Source organism: Streptococcus sp. KR (genome assembly GCF_002238115.1).
In the GTDB taxonomy this organism is placed as follows: domain Bacteria; phylum Bacillota; class Bacilli; order Lactobacillales; family Streptococcaceae; genus Streptococcus.
The window spans coordinates 1-20,516 of record NZ_NGVM01000006.1 but is presented as its reverse complement, the minus strand read 5'-3'; the positions used below and the strand labels follow the sequence as shown (position 1 = coordinate 20,516).

Sequence of the window (20,516 nt, the reverse complement as noted above, 5' to 3'; positions counted from 1 at the left end):
AAAGGGAAGAAATAGTGGTTGATGTAAATCGTTTTAAAAGTATGCAAATCACCCTAGCTTCTCCAAGTAAAGTCCGTTCATGGTCTTATGGAGAAGTCAAAAAACCTGAAACAATCAATTACCGTACCTTGAAACCAGAACGTGAAGGACTCTTTGATGAAGTGATCTTTGGTCCTACAAAAGACTGGGAATGTGCTTGTGGTAAGTACAAACGCATTCGTTACAGAGGGATTGTTTGTGACCGTTGTGGGGTTGAAGTAACGCGTACGAAAGTTCGTCGTGAGCGCATGGGGCACATCGAGTTGAAAGCTCCTGTATCTCACATCTGGTACTTCAAGGGAATTCCAAGCCGTATGGGCTTGACCCTTGATATGAGTCCTCGTGCCCTCGAGGAAGTGATCTACTTTGCGGCTTATGTGGTGATTGATCCTAAGGATACACCGCTTGAGCACAAGTCTATCATGACAGAGCGCGAATACCGTGAGCGTTTGCGTGAGTACGGTTATGGATCATTCGTTGCCAAAATGGGTGCCGAAGCTATCCAAGACCTTTTGAAACAAGTAGATCTTGAAAAAGAAATTGCTGAACTCAAAGAAGAGTTGAAAACAGCGACTGGACAAAAACGTGTCAAAGCCATCCGTCGTTTGGATGTTTTGGATGCCTTTTACAAGTCTGGAAACAAACCTGAATGGATGATTCTCAACATCCTTCCAGTTATTCCACCAGATCTTCGTCCAATGTTGCAGTTGGATGGTGGTCGTTTTGCCTCATCTGACTTGAATGACCTTTACCGCCGTGTTATCAACCGTAATAACCGTTTGGCTCGTTTGCTTGAGTTGAATGCACCAGGTATTATCGTTCAAAATGAGAAGCGTATGCTTCAAGAAGCGGTTGACGCTTTGATTGACAATGGTCGTCGTGGTCGTCCAATCACAGGACCAGGTAGCCGTCCATTGAAATCATTGAGCCACATGCTTAAAGGTAAACAAGGACGCTTCCGTCAAAACTTGCTCGGTAAACGTGTTGACTTCTCGGGACGTTCCGTTATCGCCGTTGGTCCAACTCTTAAGATGTACCAATGTGGTGTACCACGTGAAATGGCGATCGAGCTCTTTAAACCATTTGTGATGCGTGAAATCGTTGCTCGTGATATCGTACAAAACGTCAAAGCAGCTAAACGCTTGGTGGAACGCGGAGATGAGCGTATCTGGGATATTCTTGAAGAAGTGATCAAAGAACACCCAGTGCTTTTGAACCGCGCACCGACCCTTCACCGTTTGGGGATCCAAGCCTTCGAGCCAGTCTTGATTGATGGTAAGGCCCTTCGCTTGCACCCACTTGTCTGTGAAGCCTACAATGCCGACTTTGACGGTGACCAAATGGCCATCCACGTACCGCTTTCAGAAGAAGCCCAAGCAGAAGCTCGTATCTTGATGCTAGCTGCTGAGCACATCTTGAACCCGAAAGATGGTAAACCAGTTGTTACTCCATCTCAGGACATGGTTTTGGGTAACTACTACTTGACCATGGAAGAAGCTGGTCGTGAAGGTGAAGGAATGGTCTTCAAAGACCGTGACGAAGCGGTTATGGCTTACCGTAATGGTTATGTTCACCTCCACTCACGTGTTGGTATTGCAACAGACAGTCTTAACAAACCATGGACAGAAGAGCAAAAACATAAGGTCTTGCTTACAACAGTTGGTAAAATCCTCTTCAACGACATCATGCCAGAGGGTCTACCATACTTGCAAGAACCAAACAATGCCAACTTGACAGAAGGCGTTCCTTCTAAATACTTCTTGCCACTTGGTGGAGACATCAAGGAAGCGATCAGCAAACTTGAACTCAACCCTCCATTCAAGAAGAAAAACCTTGGAAATATCATCGCTGAAATCTTCAAACGTTTCCGTACGACAGAAACTTCTGCCCTACTTGACCGCATGAAGAACCTCGGTTACCACCACTCAACTCTTGCAGGATTGACAGTGGGTATTGCCGATATCCCAGTCGTTGATGACAAGGCTGAAATCATTGAAGAATCACACAAACGTGTAGAACAAATCACCAAACAATTCCGTCGTGGTATGATCACAGACGACGAGCGTTACAATGCCGTTACAGCTGAATGGCGTGCTGCCCGTGAAAAACTTGAGAAACGCTTGATTGCCAACCAAGATCCGAAGAACCCAATCGTTATGATGATGGACTCTGGAGCCCGTGGTAACATCTCAAACTTCTCACAGCTTGCCGGTATGCGTGGTTTGATGGCGGCTCCGAACGGACGTATCATGGAATTGCCAATCCTTTCAAACTTCCGTGAAGGTTTGTCAGTACTCGAAATGTTCTTCTCAACTCACGGTGCGCGTAAAGGTATGACCGATACGGCCCTTAAGACAGCCGACTCAGGTTACTTGACTCGTCGTTTGGTTGACGTTGCCCAAGACGTTATCATCCGTGAGGACGACTGTGGAACAGACCGTGGTCTCCTGATCCGTTCTATCGCAGAAGGAAAAGAGATGATCGAGTCTCTAGAAGAACGTCTCAACGGTCGTTATACTAAGAAAACTGTTAAACATCCAGAAACTGGTGCAGTTATCATCGGTTCAAATGAGTTGATTACAGAAGATAAGGCACGTGAAATTGTTAATGCTGGTGTGGAAGAAGTGACTATCCGCTCTGTATTTACATGTAACACTCGTCATGGTGTCTGCCGTCACTGTTACGGTATCAACTTGGCTACTGGTGATGCGGTTGAAGTTGGTGAAGCAGTTGGTACAATCGCTGCCCAATCTATCGGGGAACCTGGTACACAGCTTACAATGCGTACCTTCCACACGGGTGGGGTTGCCTCAAATACCGATATTACTCAGGGTCTTCCTCGTGTCCAAGAAATTTTTGAAGCCCGCAATCCTAAAGGGGAAGCGGTTATCACAGAGGTTAAAGGACAAGTTACCGCTATCGAAGAAGACGCTTCAACTCGTACTAAGAAAGTCTTTGTTAAGGGTGAAACTGGCGAAGGGGAATATGTCGTTCCATTTACAGCTCGTATGCGTGTAGAAGTTGGGGACCAAGTAGCGCGTGGTGCTGCTCTGACAGAAGGTTCTATCCAACCAAAACGTCTCCTTGCAGTTCGTGATGTCTTGTCAGTTGAAACTTACCTTCTCGGTGAAGTACAAAAAGTTTACCGTAGCCAAGGGGTAGAAATCGGTGACAAACACATCGAGGTAATGGTTCGTCAAATGATCCGTAAAGTTCGTGTCATGGATCCAGGTGACACAGATCTTCTCATGGGTACCCTCATGGATATCAATGACTTTACAGATGCCAACAAAGATGTCCTTATTGCAGGTGGAGTTCCAGCGACAGGTCGCCCAGTTCTTATGGGAATTACCAAAGCCTCACTTGAAACCAACAGTTTCTTGTCAGCGGCTTCCTTCCAGGAAACAACTCGTGTCCTTACTGACGCGGCTATCCGTGGTAAGAAAGACCATCTCCTTGGACTTAAAGAAAATGTTATCATCGGTAAGATCATCCCAGCAGGTACTGGTATGGCCCGTTACCGTAACCTTGAACCACAAGCTATCAACGAAGAAGAATACCTTAATCCTCCAGTAGAGGAAGAAGGAAATGAAGAGACAACAGAAGTAGTTGTGGACACTGCCGTTGAAACTGTGGAAGAAACAGTAGAATAAGAGAGAATGAGAGAGCCTTCGGGTTCTCTTTCTCTTTTCTGAAAACTTTCTCCATTTTTCCATGAAATGTGGTAAAATAAAAGAAGGAAGCTGACAAAGGAGACGGGTATGGAACAAACATTCTTTATCATTAAACCAGATGGTGTAAAAAGAGGATTAGTAGGTGAAGTGTTGAAACGCATCGAACAACGTGGATTTACAATCGAAAAATTGGAGTTGCGTTCACAGGTTTCAGAAGAGTTGATTGATCAGCACTATCAGGACTTGGTTGGTCAAAGTTTTTACCCACCGATTCGTGAATTTATGACTTCAGGCCCAGTTCTTGTAGGTATCATTTCTGGTCCCAAAGTAATTGAAACTTGGCGGACCATGATGGGTGCTACTCGTCCAGAAGAAGCTTTACCAGGAACTATTCGAGGTGATTTTGCAAAAGCTGCTGGAGAAAACCAAGCTATTCAAAATGTTGTGCATGGTTCAGATTCAGAAGAGTCAGCTAAGCGAGAAATTACTCTTTGGTTTGACGGAAAGTAGTAAAAGTTTGATGTAAGGGTTACTTGCATCAAACTTTTTTGCATTTTAGAGTAGAAAACTGACAGTTGAGAAATATTCTAGCAATGGGGAGGATTTCTAGCCTATAATAAGAGCAAGTAAGGGAGGAAGAATGATGGAAAAAATGAAAAAGCAAATTCGTATTTTGTTATTGCTGACAGTTTTTGGTATTAGTAGCTGTTCTTGTTTAAGTTTATCGACTTGGGCCTTGATGTTAAATCAAAACTGCTTCTATTATTTAGTAGGTATGTTGCTCCTTGCCAGTATTGGGGCAGGGATAAACTACTATAGAGGGCAGGGAAATCAATCTTATTCAGTTTTTAAGGAAGATAAGCAACGATTCTTGTATAGTCTCTTGCTATTAGTAAATATTTTGGGTTTAGCTTTAATTGTCATAGAGCATATCCTTGCAGGAAATACATCCGTAGAAGGGGGTGTGGAAGCCTTTCTACCGAGTTTCTTTTTCTTATTTGGTATTGATTTGTTAGTTTTTCTGCCGATTCAGAAGTATGTAAATGGATTGAAAAAGATTTTTGGAAAGAAGGAAATGTGTTTTATTAGTGGATTAGCTATTCTAATCTTTCTCAGAAATCCTTGGATGCTATTATCCATGACCTTTTATATTGCCTTGGGAATGCTATTTCTAGAACTGTTGGTGCCAAAAGTCATTCGTTGGGAAGTTTCATTTTACAGTCATTTGATGAGAGATATCTTGTTAGTTGTCTTTTTACTGTTCCTATTTTAAGATCATAACAAGGATTGGCTCAAGTTTTTAATTCATAATATGGAATTCAGAGATAATACCTAGACAAAGAACAAGTTTTTGGTATAATAGAAACATGTACACTAAAAACGAAGAAGAGTTACAGTCCTTAGGGGAACGTTTGGGCTATTTATTAGAAAAGAATGATGTCTTAATTCTAACTGGAGAACTTGGAGCAGGCAAAACGACCTTTACAAAAGGTCTTGCTAAAGGATTACAGATTACTCAGATGATTAAGAGTCCAACCTACACTATCGTAAGAGAGTATGAAGGTCGTCTTCCTCTTTATCATTTAGATGTTTACCGCATTGAGGGGGATGCTGATTCTATTGATTTAGATGAGTTTCTCTTTGGTGGCGGGGTGACTGTCATCGAGTGGGGACATCTTTTAGGTGATGCCTTACCAGATACTTATTTAGAATTGGAAATTCTAAAAGAAGAAGACGGTCGCAGGCTGAATTTCCAAGCAAAGGGTTTACGTGCAGAAAAACTCTTAGAGGAGCTTCAACATGGAGTATGAGTTGCTCATTAGGGAAGCAGAAGTTGAAGATGCGGCTGAGTTAGTATCATTTTTAAATCGTGTCAGTGTAGAAACAGATTTTACCAGTCTGGACAGGGATGGCATTTTGATGACAGATACTGAGATGGAGTTGTTTTTGGATAAACAGGCTCATTCAGAAAATCAAATCACTTTACTAGCCTTGCTGAATGATGAAATTGCTGGTATTGTAAATATTACAGCTGACCAGCGCAAGAGAGTTCGGCATATTGGAGATCTCTTCATTGTGATTGGTAAGAAGTATTGGAATAATGGACTGGGGAGTTTGTTACTTGAAGAAGTTGTAGAATGGGCGCAGGCTAGTGGCATTCTTCGTAGACTTCAACTCACTGTTCAAACTCGTAATCAGGCTGCAGTTCATTTATATCAAAAGAATGGTTTTGTCATTGAAGGTAGACAAGATCGCGGTGCGTACATAGAAGAAGGGAAATTTATAGATGTTTACCTGATGGGTAGACTGATAGATTGATAGTAATATGGTAAAAAAAATTATTGGAATGGTGCTAGCTTTTCTAGCTGTGACAGTTTTGGGTGTCGGTGTTTTTGCTTATACCATTTATCAGCAAGGCACACAAACCTTATCAAAGACCTATAAAAAAATAGGGGAAGAAACCAATGTTATTGAGGCGACTGAACCCTTAACGATCCTTTTAATGGGGGTTGATACTGGAAACGTAGAACGAACTGACCCTTGGGAGGGAAATAGTGATTCCATGATTCTCTTAACGGTTAATCCGCATACGAAAAAAACAACGATGTTGAGTTTGGAACGTGATATCTTGACTAAAATTCAGCATAAAGATGGTAGTGTTGAGGAAGCTAAACTAAATGCCGCCTACGCTGGTGGTGGTGCGGAATTGGCAATCTCAACTATCCAGAAAATGATGAATATTCATATCGATCGTTACGTTATGGTGAATATGCAGGGGCTGCAACAATTGGTTGATGCAGTTGGCGGGGTGACTGTAAATAATACACTCGGTTTTCCAATTTCGATTACTGACCAGGAAGAATTTAATAAAATTTCCATTGGTGTTGGACAGCAAACTCTAAATGGTGAAGAAGCGCTTGTTTATTCTCGCATGCGCTACCAAGATCCAGAAGGGGACTACGGACGTCAGAAGCGTCAGCGTGAAGTCATTCAAAAGGTTGTTGAAAAAGTTCTTAGCTTGAATAGTGTTAGTCACTATCAGTCTATCTTAAAAGCCCTAAGTACCAATATGCAGACCAACATTGATTTATCAGCGAAAAGTATTCCACAATTACTTGGTTATCAAGATTCCTTCAAGAATATTGAAACACATCAATTGCGAGGAGAAGATGCTGAACTGCAGGGCATTTCTTACCAGATTGTTACAACTGAGCATATGTTAGAAATGCAAAATCTCTTACGTCGTTCACTAGGTAAAGAGGAAGTAACTGAAGTAGAAACCAATGCTGTGTTATACGAAGCAATTCTTGGAAGAACTGCTACACCAACGAATGCTTCAAGTGTAGAAATAGAACAAAATTAATAATGAAATCGTGGGAAATTTCCTGCGATTTTTTCAAAAAAATACGAATAGATAGGTAGGAGGAAACATGAAAGCAGAAATCATTGCTGTTGGAACAGAGATTTTGACAGGACAGATTGTTAATACCAATGCCCAGTTTTTATCGGAAAAACTAGCAGAGATTGGGGTAGACGTATATTTTCAGACGGCTGTAGGAGACAATGAAGCTCGTCTCTTGTCTTTGCTTGAGATTGCCAGTCAACGTAGTAGTCTGGTGATTTTGACAGGTGGTTTGGGGCCGACTGAGGACGATTTGACCAAACAAACCCTAGCTAAATTTTTAGGAAAAGAATTAGTCTTCGATCATCAGGCACAAGAAAAGTTAGATGTCTTTTTCGCCCAGCGACCAGACTATGCCCGAACACCGAATAACGAAAGACAAGCCCAACTTGTAGAAGGAGCGACTCCGCTACCAAACGAAACAGGACTGGCTGTGGGGGGAATATTGGAAGTAGCTGGAGTGACCTATGTCGTCCTTCCCGGTCCACCAAGTGAATTGAAGCCTATGGTCTTAAACCACCTTCTACCCAAGTTGATGACAGGGAGTAAGCTATATTCCCGAGTTCTTCGTTTCTTTGGAATTGGCGAGAGCCAGTTGGTTACGATTTTGTCTGATTTGATTGATAATCAAACAGATCCGACCTTGGCCCCTTATGCTAAGACAGGAGAAGTCACTCTGCGTCTGTCAACAAAAGCTAGCAGCCAAGAAGAGGCGAATCAAGTGCTGGATATCTTGGAAAATCAAATCTTAGGTCGCCAGACCTTTGAAGGCCTTTCTTTACGAGATCTTTGTTATGGTTATGGGGAAGAAACTAGTTTAGCTAGCATTGTGGTAGAAGAACTGAAAAGGCAAGGGAAAACCATCACGTCTGCTGAGAGTTTGACGGCTGGTCTTTTCCAAGCTAGGGTAGCGGATTTTTCGGGTGCTTCAAGTATATTTAAGGGTGGTTTTGTAACCTATAGCTTGGAGGAAAAATCAAAGATGTTGGATATTCCTGTCAAGGATTTGGAAGAACAGGGTGTGGTGTCTGAATTTACAGCACAGAAGATGGCTGAGCAGGCACGAATCAAGACCCAGTCTGATTTTGGCCTTAGTTTGACTGGTGTGGCAGGGCCAGATAGCCTAGAAGGACATCCAGCTGGGACAGTCTTCATAGGCTTGGCTCAAGAGCAAGGAACTGAGGTCATCAAGGTCAATATTGGAGGCAGAAGTCGAGCAGATGTACGTCACATTGCGGTTATGCATGCCTTTAACCTAGTTCGCAAGGCTTTATTAAGTGACTAACTTTTGATATAATAGTAGATAGGTCTGAGGACCATTAGAATGTAGGAGAATAGAATGGCGAAAAAACCAAAAAAATTAGATGAAATTTCAAAAAAATTCGGGGCTGAACGTGAAAAAGCCTTGAATGACGCTCTTAAACTGATTGAGAAAGACTTTGGTAAAGGATCAATCATGCGTTTGGGTGAACGTGCCGAGCAAAAGGTACAAGTTATGAGCTCAGGTTCCTTGGCGCTTGACATTGCCCTTGGCTCAGGTGGTTATCCTAAGGGACGTATCATCGAAATCTACGGACCAGAGTCATCTGGTAAGACGACGGTTGCCCTTCATGCAGTTGCACAAGCGCAAAAAGAAGGTGGTATTGCAGCCTTTATCGATGCGGAACATGCCCTTGATCCAGCTTATGCTGCGGCCCTTGGTGTCAATATTGACGAATTGCTCTTGTCACAACCAGACTCAGGAGAGCAAGGTCTTGAGATTGCAGGAAAATTGATTGACTCAGGTGCAGTTGACCTTGTCGTGGTCGACTCAGTTGCTGCCCTTGTACCTCGTGCGGAAATTGATGGAGATATCGGTGATAGTCACGTTGGTTTGCAGGCTCGTATGATGAGCCAGGCCATGCGTAAACTTGGTGCTTCTATCAATAAAACAAAAACAATTGCTATCTTTATCAACCAATTGCGTGAAAAAGTTGGGGTTATGTTTGGAAATCCAGAAACAACTCCTGGTGGACGTGCTCTGAAATTCTACGCTTCAGTGCGTTTGGATGTTCGTGGAAGCACACAAATCAAGGGAACTGGTGACCAGAAAGACACCAATGTCGGTAAAGAAACTAAGATTAAGGTCGTGAAAAACAAGGTAGCTCCACCATTTAAGGAAGCCTTCGTTGAAATCATGTACGGAGAAGGTATTTCTAAGACTGGTGAACTTTTGAAGATCGCAAGCGATTTGGATATCATCAAAAAAGCAGGAGCTTGGTACTCTTACAAGGATGAGAAAATTGGGCAAGGTTCTGAAAATGCTAAGAAATACTTGGCAGATAACCCAGAAGTCTTTGATGATATTGACCATCAAGTCCGTGTTCAATTTGGTTTGATTGATGGAGAAGAAGCTGCTGAAAGCAAAAAAGATGAAGCAGCTCAAGTAGACTCTGTGAATGAAGAAGTGACTCTTGACCTAGGCGATGAGCTTGAAATCGAAATTGAAGAATAAGTTGTTAAAGTAGTGGAGCAATCCACTGCTTTTTCGATGCCTATTCTGGTTTTCCGCTCGCGCATAGTTTGCCGTTTCTTGTTGCTCCTCTAGAAAGCTGATATAATAGCCTCATGAATAAAAAACGAACAGTGGACCTGATACATGGTCCGATTCTTCCCTCGCTCTTAAGCTTCGCCTTTCCAATCTTGCTATCAAATATTTTTCAACAGCTCTATAATACTGCTGATGTCTTGATTGTTGGACGATTTCTTGGTCAAGAATCCTTGGCTGCAGTAGGAGCGACGACAGCGATTTTTGATCTGATTGTAGGTTTTACTCTTGGTGTTGGCAATGGCATGGGAATTGTCATTGCCCGTTATTATGGAGCTCGGAATTTTACAAAAATCAAGGAAGCAGTAGCAGCCACCTGGATTTTAGGTTTTCTTTTGAGTATTGCGGTCATGCTAATGGGCTTTCTTGGCTTGTATCCTCTTTTACAGTACTTGGATACCCCTGCAGAAATTCTTCCTCAATCTTATCAATATATATCTATGATTGTAACCTGTGTCGGTGTTAGCTTCGCTTATAATCTCTTTGCAGGCTTGTTGCGATCTATTGGGGACAGTCTGGCTGCGCTTGGTTTTCTGATTTTTTCTGCCTTGGTTAATGTAGCTCTGGATCTCTATTTCATTACACAACTGCAGTTAGGGGTTCAATCGGCAGGATTTGCTACCATTATTTCGCAAGGCTTATCAGCGGTTCTTTGCTTTTATTATATCCGTAAGAGTGTGCCAGAACTTTTGCCTCAATTCAAACATTTCAAATGGAACAAGGCCTTGTACGCTGATCTCTTGGAGCAAGGTTTGGCTATGGGCTTGATGAGTTCAATTGTATCTATAGGCAGTGTGATTTTACAGTCTTCTGTTAATACCTTTGGTGCAGTGATTATTAGTGCCCAGACGGCGGCTCGACGCATTATGGCCTTCGCCCTTCTTCCTATGACCGCTATTTCCGCTTCGATGACGACCTTTGCTTCTCAGAATTTAGGTGCTAAGCGCCCAGACCGCATTGTTCAAGGTCTTCGAATCGGCAGTCGTTTAAGTATATCCTGGGCAGTTTTTGTTTGTATCTTCCTCTTTTTTGCCAGTCCAGCATTGGTTTCCTTCTTGGATAGTTCGACAGATGATTACTTGATAGAAAATGGAAGTCTCTATCTGCAAATCAGTTCAGCCTTTTATCCTATTTTGAGTCTCTTATTGATTTATCGCAATTGTTTGCAGGGTTTGGGGCAAAAGATCCTTCCTCTAGTTTCTAGCTTTATAGAACTAATCGGGAAAATCGCTTTTGTGGTCTTGATTATTCCTTGGGCAGGCTATAAGGGAGTTATCCTTTGCGAACCCTTTATCTGGGTTGCCATGACCATTCAGCTGTACTTCTCACTGTTCCGTCACCCCTTGATAAAAGAAGGCAAGGCGATATTGGTAACCAAAGTGCAATCCTAGTTGGATTTACTGAATAAAATCCATTTCCTCTAGTGAAAATCGAAAAAACTTGTGTTATAATAAGAAAGATTAAAATGTGAAAAAAGGAGATTCCTAATGGGACGTAAATGGGCCAATATCGTAGCCAAGAAAACGGCTAAAGATGGAGCTAACTCTAAAGTATATGCAAAATTTGGTGTAGAAATCTATGTAGCAGCTAAAAAAGGTGATCCAGATCCAGAATCAAACTCAGCCTTGAAATTCGTTATCGACCGTGCTAAACAAGCGCAAGTGCCAAAACACGTTATTGATAAAGCGATTGATAAAGCAAAAGGGAACACAGACGAAACCTTTACAGAAGGACGTTACGAAGGTTTTGGACCAAATGGTTCTATGCTGATTGTTGATACTTTGACTTCAAATGTCAACCGTACAGCGGCTAATGTCCGTGCAGCCTTTGGTAAAAACGGCGGAAACATGGGTGCTTCAGGTTCGGTTTCATACCTCTTCGATAACAAGGGTGTTATTGTATTTGCAGGTGAAGATGCGGATGCAGTCTTTGAGCAATTGCTAGAAGCAGATGTGGATGTGGATGATGTAGAAGCAGAAGAAGGTACAATCACAGTTTACACAGCTCCAACTGACCTTCATAAGGCTATCGTTGCCCTCCGTGAGTCTGGCGTTGAAGAGTTCCAAGTGACTGAGTTGGAAATGATTCCTCAGTCAGAAGTAGAATTGTCAGGCGATGACCTTGAAACCTTTGAAAAATTGTATGGTGTTCTTGAAGACGATGAAGACGTACAAAAGATTTATACGAACGTAGACGGGTTCTAATTTAACCTAGAGAACATGATCCTAAGTGATAAGCTCACTTGGGATTTTTTTAATCAAGAAAATAGTTCTCTAGGAAACTTTTTCTTGACATCTCTTTTCAAAGTGGTAAAATAGTTCTCATGGAAACTTATTTAGTTCTCAGGAGAACCAAATGCAATGGTTAGAAAGGAGTAAGTATGGATAAACCGATGTTGGTTTTAAAACGTTTTGGACACCAGGTACATCTGATGGTACAAAAGGAAGCCAAACGTTGTGGTATTGAATTTATGGGTGGACCTCAAGGACAAGTCCTGCGTTTTTTAGGTTGGCGTGAGCATGAACAAGAATTAACGCTCATCAAGGATATTGAACAAGAACTCAATATTAGCAAGTCTGTTGCTAGTAATTTGGTCAAGCGTATGGTGCAAAATGGTTTGGTGGAATTGGAGACGAGTCCTGTTGATAAGAGGGCTAAGTTTGTTCGTCTGACGGACAAATCGCGTTCTCAAGTGCAACAGGTCAAGGCCTTCTTTGAACGCATTGACAACCAGTTGATAGAAGACGTAGATGAAGATGAATTACTGATTTTTGAGAAAGTCCTCAATCAACTACAGGAAAATATTAAGAGAATAGGAGGAGAGAATGAAGAAATTAGCTAAACGAATTAGTAGAAAAGAATGGGGGATGATCTTACTAGCCATTCTCTTTACCTGCTTTTCAGTCTACCTAGAGTTGGAAGTTCCGACCTATATCTCTAAAATCACGGATTTGCTAGGTAGTCAAGGAACTAATTTAGATGAGTTATGGCAGCCGGCAAGCATGATGGTTGGAATGTCTTTTTTTGCCTTCTTGTCTGCAGTCGCAGTTGGATTTTTTGCATCCAGAGTGGCTGCTTCTTACACTAGTAGGCTGAGAAGTGATATTTTTAACCGAGTTTTAGACTACTCACAGACAGAGATTAAGAAATTCTCTATTCCCAGTCTCCTAACTCGTACCACTAATGATATTACTCAAGTTCAGATGCTGATCACTATGGGCTTGCAAGTGGTTACGCGTGGTCCGATTATGGCTATCTGGGCCATCGGGAAGATTTTAGGTCATTCAGAATACTGGCTCTGGGCCGTACTTGTGGCAGTGATTGTCAATGTTTTGATGACGACAGTTTTGATGACGCTAGCCTTTCCAAAACAATCCTTGATTCAAAGTCTGACTGATAAACTGAACAGTATCACTCGTGAAAGTTTAACAGGTATTCGTGTTGTTCGTGCCTACAATGCAGAGGATTACCAAAATGAAAAATTTGCAGCAGCAAATGATGAGCTGACACGTTTGAATTTGTTTGTCAATCGTCTTATGGCTATTTTGAACCCCATCATGATGGGAATTTCAAGTGGTTTGAGTGTGGCGATTTACTGGATTGGGGCCTATGTAATCAGCGATGCTGCTCCAACAGCGCGTCTGCCTCTCTTTAGTGACATGGTTGTTTTCATGTCTTATGCTATGCAGGTTGTCATGGGCTTCCTTCTTATGGGGGCGCTCTTCATCGTTCTTCCCCGAACTATGGTCTCTGCTAAGCGGATTAATCAAGTTTTAGATTTGCATTCTTCTATCCAAAACCCTGCTCAAGTGCAGCTGGCTGATGAAAACCTCAAAGGTCAGGTCGAGTTTAAGGATGTGACCTTCCGCTATGCGGTAAATTCGGAGGCGGTTATTGAGCATGTTAGCTTTAGAGCAGAGGCTGGTCAAACAGTGGCCTTTATTGGGTCAACAGGTTCTGGTAAATCAACTCTGGTCAATCTGATTCCACGTTTCTACGACGTATCAGCAGGAGAAATTCTGGTGGATGGTGTCAATGTTCAAGACTATGACTTGAAAGATTTGCGCAACAAGGTTGGTTATATTCCTCAGAAAGCGGTTCTCTTTTCAGGTGATGTCAAGGGTAATCTAGACTTTGGACACAGTCAAGAAACACCGCTTAGTGAGCAGACTATGTGGCAAGCTCTGGAATTGGCCCAGTCTAAGAACTTTATAGAAGACAAGGAAGCTGGCTTAGCGTCAGAAGTAGCCCAAGGAGGAACCAACTTCTCAGGTGGTCAAAGACAGCGTCTGGCTATTGCGCGTGCCTTGGCTAGGAAGCCAGAAATCCTCATCTTTGATGACTCCTTCTCAGCCTTGGATTACAAGACAGACCGAGTTCTACGCCAAGAGCTAGCAGAGAAGACCAAGTCTATGACTAAGCTCATTGTCGCACAGCGTATTTCAACGATTATGGATGCAGATTTGATTTTGGTCTTGGATCAAGGTAAAGTCGTGGGACAAGGCACCCACAAGGAACTTCTAGCTAATAATGAAGTTTACCAAGAAATTGCCTATTCACAACTATCGAAGGAGGAATTGGAACATGGAAAATAAGAAAATGTCTCTTTGGAAACAGAGTAAACCCTATCTTGCAGGTCTCCAGTTTGCCCTGCTGATAGCCTTTATAGCAACAATCGTATCCAATATCATTACTGTTTATGGTCCAACCCGCATCAAGGAAATGACTAATATTATTGCCAGTGGTTTGGAAACAAGTGTGGATGTCGCGGAGGTTGCAGCTATTGGTGGTTTTTTGGCCGTGATTTATGTGATCGGACTTCTATCAAATTATTTACAGGCCTTTCTGTTTACAACAGCCATACAACGTTTTTCAGAGCGTTTGAGAAGAGCTATTTCAGAGAAAATCAATCGCCTTCCATTAGGATATTTTGATGGACATTCTCAAGGAGATACCTTGTCTCGTGTGACCAATGACGTTGACACTGCAGCCCAGTCCCTCAATCAAAGTCTGGGAACAGTTCTTTCATCCACTTTACTGGTCGTGGCAGTCTTGGTAACCATGTTTGGGATGAACTGGATTTTAGCCTTGGTGACGGTTGTTTCAACTCTAATCGGTTTTGCTTTCGTGTCCGTTTTTATGGGCAAATCGCAGGGATTCTTTAAGAGTCAGCAACAGGATTTGGCGACTGTCAATGGCTATGTGGAGGAAATGTACTCTGGCCACAATGTTGTGACCAGTTACAATGCTATCGAGAGCACGAAAGAAGAGTTTGCGAAATTAAACAATCGTCTGTATGATAGTATCTGGAAATCTCAATTTATTTCAGGGATTATGATGCCGATTATGATGTTTATTGGGAACTTTAGCTATGCCTTAGTGATTATCGTTGGTGCAGCCTTGGCTCTGAATGGGCAGATTAGTATCGGGATTATCGTTGCCTTTATGGCTTACGTTCGTATCTTTTCTCAGCCTCTTTCGCAAATCGCCCAAGGGATTACTAGTCTTCAGCAGGCTAGTGCAGCTATGGGACGTGTCTTCGAATTCCTAGCTGAAGAGGAAATGGAAGACGAATCCCATAAAGAAAGACAATTGAGCGATATGAAAGGTCAAGTAGTCTTTGAACGAGTCTCCTTTGGTTACACACCAGAGCGAACTATTATCCATGACTTTTCTGCGACGGCTCATGCAGGTCAAAAGGTTGCCATTGTGGGACCGACCGGAGCTGGGAAGACAACCATTGTCAATCTTTTGATGAAGTTTTATGAGATTGATAAAGGAAGTATCCGCATCGATGGCGTGGATACCAAGGAGATGAAGCGTTCGGAAGTACATGATGCCTTTTCAATGGTCTTGCAGGACACTTGGCTCTTTGAAGGGACCATTCGCGACAATCTCATCTATAACCAAACAGGTATTAGTGATGAGCGTGTGATTGAAGCCAGCAAGGCTGTGGGGATTCACCACTTTATCATGACCCTGCCAGATGGTTATGATACTGTCTTGGATGATACAGTAACCTTGTCTGTCGGACAAAAACAACTCTTGACCATTGCTCGTGCTTTGCTGAAAGATGCACCACTCCTAATCCTAGATGAGGCGACTTCTTCTGTTGATACTCGGACGGAAGAATTAATCCAGAAAGCCATGGATCGTTTGATGGAGGGAAGAACTTCCTTCGTCATCGCCCACCGCTTGTCTACTATCCGAAATGCTGATCTGATTCTTGTCATGAAAGATGGCAATATCATCGAGCAAGGCAATCATGATGAGCTGATGGCACAAGTTGGTTTCTACGCTGACCTCTACAACAGTCAATTTACAGAAGACGAAGCAGAAGAATAAACCAAAAGAAGGCTTGACGACCTTCTTTTTCTGCACTATACTAGAAGACAAGTGCTTCCCTATAAGCAAAATTTGAGTAAGTGATGAGAAAATATATGAAAAATTATCAAGAATGGTATGACCATATTGCTAGTAAGATTGAAAATAAGCCTATCTTTCTGAGACTGTTAAGAACTTTCAATCGGTTCATGACGGTAGTTATGCCTATGATTTATCTAACCTTGTTAGCAACTACCTATCTTCAACAAGGACTTGGGAAACAGGTCTTGATCTATGTGTTTATCCCTGCATCAGGTTTTGTGATTTTGTCCTTTCTTCGTAAGAAAATCAATGCCCCTAGGCCTTATGAGGAATGGGATATTAAACCCTTACTTGACAGAGATAGTCCTGGTCAGTCAATGCCCAGTCGTCATGTCTTTTCAGCAACGATTATCTCCATGGCTTGCATGCATGCTAGTCTACCTATAGGGATGATTTGTTTGACATTATCAGCCTTCCTAGGTCTAGTGAGAGTCTTAGGTGGCGTGCATTATCCCAAGGATGTAGTGGTTGGCTATATTTGTGCTCTTGTATGGGGTGTGATTTTCTTTCTATGTTGACCTGTAAGTTAAGGTGGTCCCACAACCACTTACGGGGTTAAAGTAACCACTTGCTTTTTTGCTCTTGTTTTCTTATTTTGGCTTTGATATAGTAGAGTCAGAAAGGAGATGGAATGAAGTTACGAATCGAAATTGACAGCAATTTAGAGGAAACTGAAATTATCATCAAGGCAGCGACTTTGACAGATGAGATTGCGGATTTACAGCGGCTCTTGCAAGAGTCCAAGTCTCCTAGATTGATTTTTTACAAGGGGACGGGTGAATATTATCTGGACTTGTCGGAAATTCTCTTCTTTGAGACGGAAGGTAGCAAGATTTATGCCCATACCCATAAAGATGCCTACGAAGTTCGGCTCAAACTCTATGAGTTAGAGTCTATCCTTCCTCGCTATTTTAGTCGAGTATCCAAGTCAACTATCGCAAATATCCGTCAGGTTTATTCGGTGGACAAGTCCTTTTCAGGAACAGGCACCATTTCCTTTTACCAGACCCACAAGGAGGTTCATGTCTCACGACATTACCAATCCCTCCTAAAAGAAAATCTAAGAAACATGAGGTAAGAACATGAAAAAGAAAGCATTTGGTATTGTGTTGCTGGTTTTAGCAGCATGGATTTTGTTGCAAGGAAATTTTGGCATTCCTTCTTTGGATGGTAAAATATGGCCTTTACTTGGTATCGTCTTTTTTGCCTATCAGTCAGTTGAATCTTTGCTTCGTCGTCACCTGACATCAGCAGTTTTTACCGCTCTAGTAGCCTTAATGATTGCAAATCATTTTTATAACATTTTGCCTATCCCAAATCAGTCTTTATTTTGGGCTAGTATCTTAGCAGTGCTAGGTGTTGGCTATCTCACTCACTCAAGTAAGTTTTGGTATGGGAAAAAATGGTGGTATGATGGTGAAAAGACCATTCTGACAGACAAGGAAGTCGCTTTTGGAAGTGGGACTTTCTATAAACAAGATCAAGATCTTGTAGATGACCAAGTAGAAGTTGCTTTTGGAAATGCAAAAATCTACTATGACAATGCAGAGATGTTAGGTGATTTTGCAACTTTAAATATCGAAGTGGCTTTCGGAAATGCAACCGTCTATGTTCCACAACACTGGCGTGTCGATTTGAAAGTAGAAACATCCTTTGGTGCAGCCAAGGCAGACGCTCCTGTAGCGCCAACAAGCAAAACCTTGATTATTCGCGGGGAAGTGGCTTTTGGTAAACTTGGTGTTGTCTACGTCAAATAAAAAAATCTTCCGTAAGTGTCTAGAGTTTTGGGAAAATGAAAAATTAAATATCATATATCTTGAGAGAGCGAGAAAATCGCTCTCTTTTTTCGTTGCAAAAATTAAAGAAAGGAGAAAAAGAAATAATGAAAGGTTATAAAAAAGTAAGATTGACGGACGAAAATGGATTGAATGGTGAAACAGCTTGGGCTTACGGTCGTAGAGAAACCAAGCACAATTATGAGCCTTACAATCTTTCTCTCATTTTAGATAATGAGACGGCTTATTTTTCCGTGGGTACAGAGTTGATTCTAAAAGAGGATCAATACAACGTTGATATGGAGAAAACCAAAGAATTGGCAGATGCCAAGGCCATCATTAAACGTTATCACGGATGGACACGGGAAAAAGATGCCACTTCAAAAGTGGCTAGACAGTTAATCCGTGAACACAATCTATCATTCTTTTTAGGTAAAACATTGGAAACAGCTCAAGGAGCAGTGAAATTTGTCCGTTTAGAGAATGATGAGCATGATAGCTGGTTGGTAGGTAAAAATCTCCATACAGAAGATGAAAAGCGTTACAGTGATGTAGCGTGGATTTCTGCTAAACTTAGTTACGCTCCTGAAGATATTGATTTGATTCTTGACTAAGAGTTTTTAGTTAGGAGGGAAAAATGTCAGATAATATTGAAATTGTTATGGATATTGATTCGTTAGAAATTTTCGATGTAATAGATCTTGATAAGAATGAAAATATGGTTGATTGTATCCCTGAAGGAAATTCTGATGAAAAAGTATCTGTATACGATGATCTCAATAGAGTTTGGCTTGGAGATGGCTATTACTATAGACCTTCTAGTCTTCTCTGGAGAGTTATGAAAGATGATGTTATTCATTAATTAAAGCCCAGAAATAAACATGGCAGTTATCCTTACTCCAGAAGAGCGAGAGATGGAACTTGGGACAAACTAGCCAGTTAACTCAGGACGAAGCCTTATTGGTTGACTCTAGAGTTTAATCCAGAATTGATGGGATATGTGTAGGGAAAAGTAAAAGGACTTAGAAAGCGAGGAAATTTTAGGTGCTCCAAAATAATTTAAAACTTTTAATGGTTAAAAAACATAAAACAATAAAACAAGTCAGCCAAGAAACAGGAATTAAAAAAGGTTCTCTAGAAATGTATGTTTTAGGCAGAGATATTATGGGTGATGATCTTACTATTCTTGCTCGCTATTTTAAAACTAACACCATCTATCTGTCTGGAATTTGGGATCTTGCAGCCGATGAAAAACATTTGAGTCATTTCAGGAAGTTATTTAAAGATAAAAGTAACTACTATATACCAGATATTAGTGATATTTTCGATGATTTGGATAACTGTTTCTATAATTTTTGGATACAGGCTATACAATTTACGGTTTTAGAAAACAATTTCAAAGCTGAACAATTTTTTAAAGCATTAAAATTTAAGGAAAAGGATGATTGTGTTTTTATTACCATTTCAGATAAAGATGTTATCAAGTCTTTAGAAAGTTACAACAGTATTATTCGATATTATTATCCTGAAGGTGGGGAATATACTCCGATATTATCTTTTAAAGGTAATACCATAGAATAAACCAGTATGTAGAAAGGACGTACATATGACAAGACAGGAGTTAATTCAAGAAATAATGTCTTTGAGACAGTTGACAAGCCATGAAGCAGATGTGGTTATTTCACTGTTAGAAAGACAAAAGATGATTACTTTTACGCCACAAAATCAGCTTGCGTGTAATCTGAACTCATTCCAGGTGGGGTATTGATTTATGGCATATGGAAGAAAAAGTTTAATTCAAATTCAAGCTACAGAGATTCATTATCAGCTTCCTAAAGTCTTAGTTGGAACAACTTATTATCAAAAATTATGTGCTGAAGCAAAATTTGTCTACATGTTAATCAATGATCGCTTGAAATTATCACTTCAAACCGCTAAAGATACTGGAAATTTTGTGGATAAAAATGGTGATGTATATGTCATCTATCCGAATAATGAACTATGTCAAGATACTGGTTATGGGAAGGATAAAATTATCAAGTTGAAGAAAGAATTGATTAAATATCACTTGCTTGATGAGGAACGTCAAGGCATGAAACAGCCTAATAGATTGTATCCGAAAAATGTAGTTTCAGATCCAGAATTATTGAAGATGTCTTTTGAAATAGCTCCAAGTCCTTGGGAAATCAAGAACTCGGAAATACCGAACCAAATAATAATAATCTAATTAAGAATGATAAAAGAGATTACGATACTAATCGATACGAGGGCGAGTCATCTTTATCTGATTTATCAATTTCTGAAGCGTTTAGAATGGGGCAACATGGTTTTCTTTCTCCTCAACTAGTTCAGAAACTCAGTTTGTTTGGAAAAGATGCAAAAATTCTTGAAAATAAAATCTATCAAGCAAAACGCCAAGTTGAGAAGAATTACAACAACCTCTTAGCTGATCAGGAAATTTATGGAGAGGTTTGGCTGCAGGATCTTGAACGTGAGCTTGATAAATTGATTTTCAAAATTAAAACCGGAGAGGCTGAAGGAAAATCAATCCAGAATATCCCAGCCTACTTCTACAAAATGATGATTCGTTTTTGGAAGATGGCTCTACTCAT

19 protein-coding genes and 2 pseudogenes are annotated in these 20,516 nt (G+C 41.1%); all 21 read left to right on the top strand.

The features are described 5' to 3' along the window. The first annotated feature begins 14 nt into the window (after positions 1–14). Positions 15–3,692 (top strand): DNA-directed RNA polymerase subunit beta', encoded by a 3,678-nt coding sequence (gene rpoC / locus CBI42_RS03160; RefSeq protein ID WP_179211357.1) that lies wholly within the window; start codon positions 15–17, stop codon positions 3,690–3,692. A gap of 108 nt (positions 3,693–3,800) precedes the next feature. Then, positions 3,801–4,223 carry a nucleoside-diphosphate kinase gene (gene ndk / locus CBI42_RS03155; RefSeq protein ID WP_049552313.1) on the top strand — a complete coding sequence of 141 codons (423 nt, stop codon included), beginning with the start codon at positions 3,801–3,803 and terminating at the stop codon, positions 4,221–4,223. Positions 4,224–4,353: 130 nt separating this feature from the next. Beyond that, positions 4,354–4,986 carry a competence protein gene (locus CBI42_RS03150; RefSeq protein WP_256963627.1) on the top strand — a complete coding sequence of 211 codons (633 nt, stop codon included), beginning with the start codon at positions 4,354–4,356 and terminating at the stop codon, positions 4,984–4,986. Positions 4,987–5,080: 94 nt separating this feature from the next. Beyond that, positions 5,081–5,524 (top strand): tRNA (adenosine(37)-N6)-threonylcarbamoyltransferase complex ATPase subunit type 1 TsaE, encoded by a 444-nt coding sequence (tsaE, locus tag CBI42_RS03145; RefSeq protein WP_049487427.1) that lies wholly within the window; start codon positions 5,081–5,083, stop codon positions 5,522–5,524. Then, positions 5,514–6,032, top strand: a complete 519-nt coding sequence (locus tag CBI42_RS03140; RefSeq protein ID WP_042751725.1) for a GNAT family N-acetyltransferase — start codon at positions 5,514–5,516, stop codon at positions 6,030–6,032. The genes tsaE and CBI42_RS03140 overlap by 11 nt, the downstream gene beginning before the upstream one ends. A gap of 7 nt (positions 6,033–6,039) precedes the next feature. Further along, positions 6,040–7,077: a glycopolymer--peptidoglycan transferase LytR gene (gene lytR / locus CBI42_RS03135; RefSeq protein ID WP_049487428.1), complete on the top strand. Its 1,038-nt coding sequence runs from the start codon at positions 6,040–6,042 to the stop codon at positions 7,075–7,077. Between the two features lie 67 nt (positions 7,078–7,144). After that, complete coding sequence (locus tag CBI42_RS03130) at positions 7,145–8,401, top strand: competence/damage-inducible protein A (RefSeq protein WP_084928786.1); 1,257 nt, start codon at positions 7,145–7,147, stop codon at positions 8,399–8,401. A 54-nt stretch (positions 8,402–8,455) separates the two neighbouring features. Continuing rightward, on the top strand, positions 8,456–9,610 hold the full coding sequence (gene recA / locus CBI42_RS03125; RefSeq protein WP_094753240.1) for a recombinase RecA: 1,155 nt from the start codon (positions 8,456–8,458) through the stop codon (positions 9,608–9,610). 113 nt (positions 9,611–9,723) lie between these two features. Continuing rightward, positions 9,724–11,094 (top strand): MATE family efflux transporter, encoded by a 1,371-nt coding sequence (locus CBI42_RS03120; RefSeq protein ID WP_094753239.1) that lies wholly within the window; start codon positions 9,724–9,726, stop codon positions 11,092–11,094. A 96-nt stretch (positions 11,095–11,190) separates the two neighbouring features. Beyond that, positions 11,191–11,907 (top strand): YebC/PmpR family DNA-binding transcriptional regulator, encoded by a 717-nt coding sequence (locus tag CBI42_RS03115; RefSeq protein WP_094753238.1) that lies wholly within the window; start codon positions 11,191–11,193, stop codon positions 11,905–11,907. A gap of 176 nt (positions 11,908–12,083) precedes the next feature. After that, entirely contained in the window at positions 12,084–12,545 is a 462-nt protein-coding gene (locus CBI42_RS03110) for a MarR family winged helix-turn-helix transcriptional regulator (RefSeq protein WP_094753237.1), read from the top strand. Then, on the top strand, positions 12,529–14,298 hold the full coding sequence (locus CBI42_RS03105) for an ABC transporter ATP-binding protein (RefSeq protein ID WP_094753236.1): 1,770 nt from the start codon (positions 12,529–12,531) through the stop codon (positions 14,296–14,298). Before CBI42_RS03110 ends, CBI42_RS03105 begins: the two co-directional genes overlap by 17 nt. Then, positions 14,288–16,048, top strand: coding sequence for an ABC transporter ATP-binding protein (locus tag CBI42_RS03100; protein WP_094753235.1), 1,761 nt, complete (start codon positions 14,288–14,290; stop codon positions 16,046–16,048). The genes CBI42_RS03105 and CBI42_RS03100 overlap by 11 nt, the downstream gene beginning before the upstream one ends. A 95-nt stretch (positions 16,049–16,143) precedes the next feature. Next, the gene (locus CBI42_RS03095) at positions 16,144–16,647 is read left to right on the top strand and encodes a phosphatase PAP2 family protein (protein WP_042751717.1); all 504 of its coding nucleotides are present in this window, start codon (positions 16,144–16,146) and stop codon (positions 16,645–16,647) included. Positions 16,648–16,760: 113 nt separating this feature from the next. Beyond that, complete coding sequence (locus CBI42_RS03090) at positions 16,761–17,207, top strand: LytTR family DNA-binding domain-containing protein (protein WP_024057602.1); 447 nt, start codon at positions 16,761–16,763, stop codon at positions 17,205–17,207. 4 nt (positions 17,208–17,211) lie between these two features. Beyond that, on the top strand, positions 17,212–17,886 hold the full coding sequence (locus CBI42_RS03085) for a LiaF transmembrane domain-containing protein (protein ID WP_094753234.1): 675 nt from the start codon (positions 17,212–17,214) through the stop codon (positions 17,884–17,886). A gap of 125 nt (positions 17,887–18,011) precedes the next feature. Continuing rightward, complete coding sequence (locus CBI42_RS03080) at positions 18,012–18,518, top strand: hypothetical protein (RefSeq protein ID WP_049510937.1); 507 nt, start codon at positions 18,012–18,014, stop codon at positions 18,516–18,518. A gap of 23 nt (positions 18,519–18,541) precedes the next feature. Continuing rightward, positions 18,542–18,910 (top strand): annotated as a pseudogene (locus CBI42_RS03075) (hypothetical protein). 38 nt (positions 18,911–18,948) lie between these two features. Then, positions 18,949–19,485: a helix-turn-helix domain-containing protein gene (locus CBI42_RS03070; RefSeq protein WP_094753233.1), complete on the top strand. Its 537-nt coding sequence runs from the start codon at positions 18,949–18,951 to the stop codon at positions 19,483–19,485. Positions 19,486–19,675: 190 nt separating this feature from the next. Continuing rightward, positions 19,676–20,131, top strand: coding sequence for a replication initiator protein A (locus tag CBI42_RS13490; RefSeq protein WP_373433757.1), 456 nt, complete (start codon positions 19,676–19,678; stop codon positions 20,129–20,131). A gap of 86 nt (positions 20,132–20,217) precedes the next feature. Then, positions 20,218–20,516: pseudogene (locus tag CBI42_RS13485) on the top strand (replication initiator protein A); the annotation flags it as partial.

Bases quoted from the DNA above. Each gene is read 5' to 3' on its own strand.
- CBI42_RS03105 (WP_094753236.1), top strand. From the start codon at position 12,529: ATGAAGAAATTAGCTAAACGAATTAGTAGAAAAGAATGGGGGATGATC.
- recA (WP_094753240.1), top strand. From the start codon at position 8,456: ATGGCGAAAAAACCAAAAAAATTAGATGAAATTTCAAAAAAATTCGGG.
- CBI42_RS03150 (WP_256963627.1), top strand. From the start codon at position 4,354: ATGATGGAAAAAATGAAAAAGCAAATTCGTATTTTGTTATTGCTGACA.
- CBI42_RS03090 (WP_024057602.1), top strand. From the start codon at position 16,761: ATGAAGTTACGAATCGAAATTGACAGCAATTTAGAGGAAACTGAAATT.
- CBI42_RS13490 (WP_373433757.1), top strand. From the start codon at position 19,676: ATGGCATATGGAAGAAAAAGTTTAATTCAAATTCAAGCTACAGAGATT.
- CBI42_RS03095 (WP_042751717.1), top strand. From the start codon at position 16,144: ATGAAAAATTATCAAGAATGGTATGACCATATTGCTAGTAAGATTGAA.
- CBI42_RS03085 (WP_094753234.1), top strand. From the start codon at position 17,212: ATGAAAAAGAAAGCATTTGGTATTGTGTTGCTGGTTTTAGCAGCATGG.
- CBI42_RS03120 (WP_094753239.1), top strand. From the start codon at position 9,724: ATGAATAAAAAACGAACAGTGGACCTGATACATGGTCCGATTCTTCCC.
- CBI42_RS03100 (WP_094753235.1), top strand. From the start codon at position 14,288: ATGGAAAATAAGAAAATGTCTCTTTGGAAACAGAGTAAACCCTATCTT.
- CBI42_RS03130 (WP_084928786.1), top strand. From the start codon at position 7,145: ATGAAAGCAGAAATCATTGCTGTTGGAACAGAGATTTTGACAGGACAG.
- lytR (WP_049487428.1), top strand. From the start codon at position 6,040: ATGGTAAAAAAAATTATTGGAATGGTGCTAGCTTTTCTAGCTGTGACA.
- CBI42_RS03140 (WP_042751725.1), top strand. From the start codon at position 5,514: ATGGAGTATGAGTTGCTCATTAGGGAAGCAGAAGTTGAAGATGCGGCT.
- tsaE (WP_049487427.1), top strand. From the start codon at position 5,081: ATGTACACTAAAAACGAAGAAGAGTTACAGTCCTTAGGGGAACGTTTG.
- CBI42_RS03110 (WP_094753237.1), top strand. From the start codon at position 12,084: ATGGATAAACCGATGTTGGTTTTAAAACGTTTTGGACACCAGGTACAT.
- ndk (WP_049552313.1), top strand. From the start codon at position 3,801: ATGGAACAAACATTCTTTATCATTAAACCAGATGGTGTAAAAAGAGGA.
- CBI42_RS03115 (WP_094753238.1), top strand. From the start codon at position 11,191: ATGGGACGTAAATGGGCCAATATCGTAGCCAAGAAAACGGCTAAAGAT.
- CBI42_RS03080 (WP_049510937.1), top strand. From the start codon at position 18,012: ATGAAAGGTTATAAAAAAGTAAGATTGACGGACGAAAATGGATTGAAT.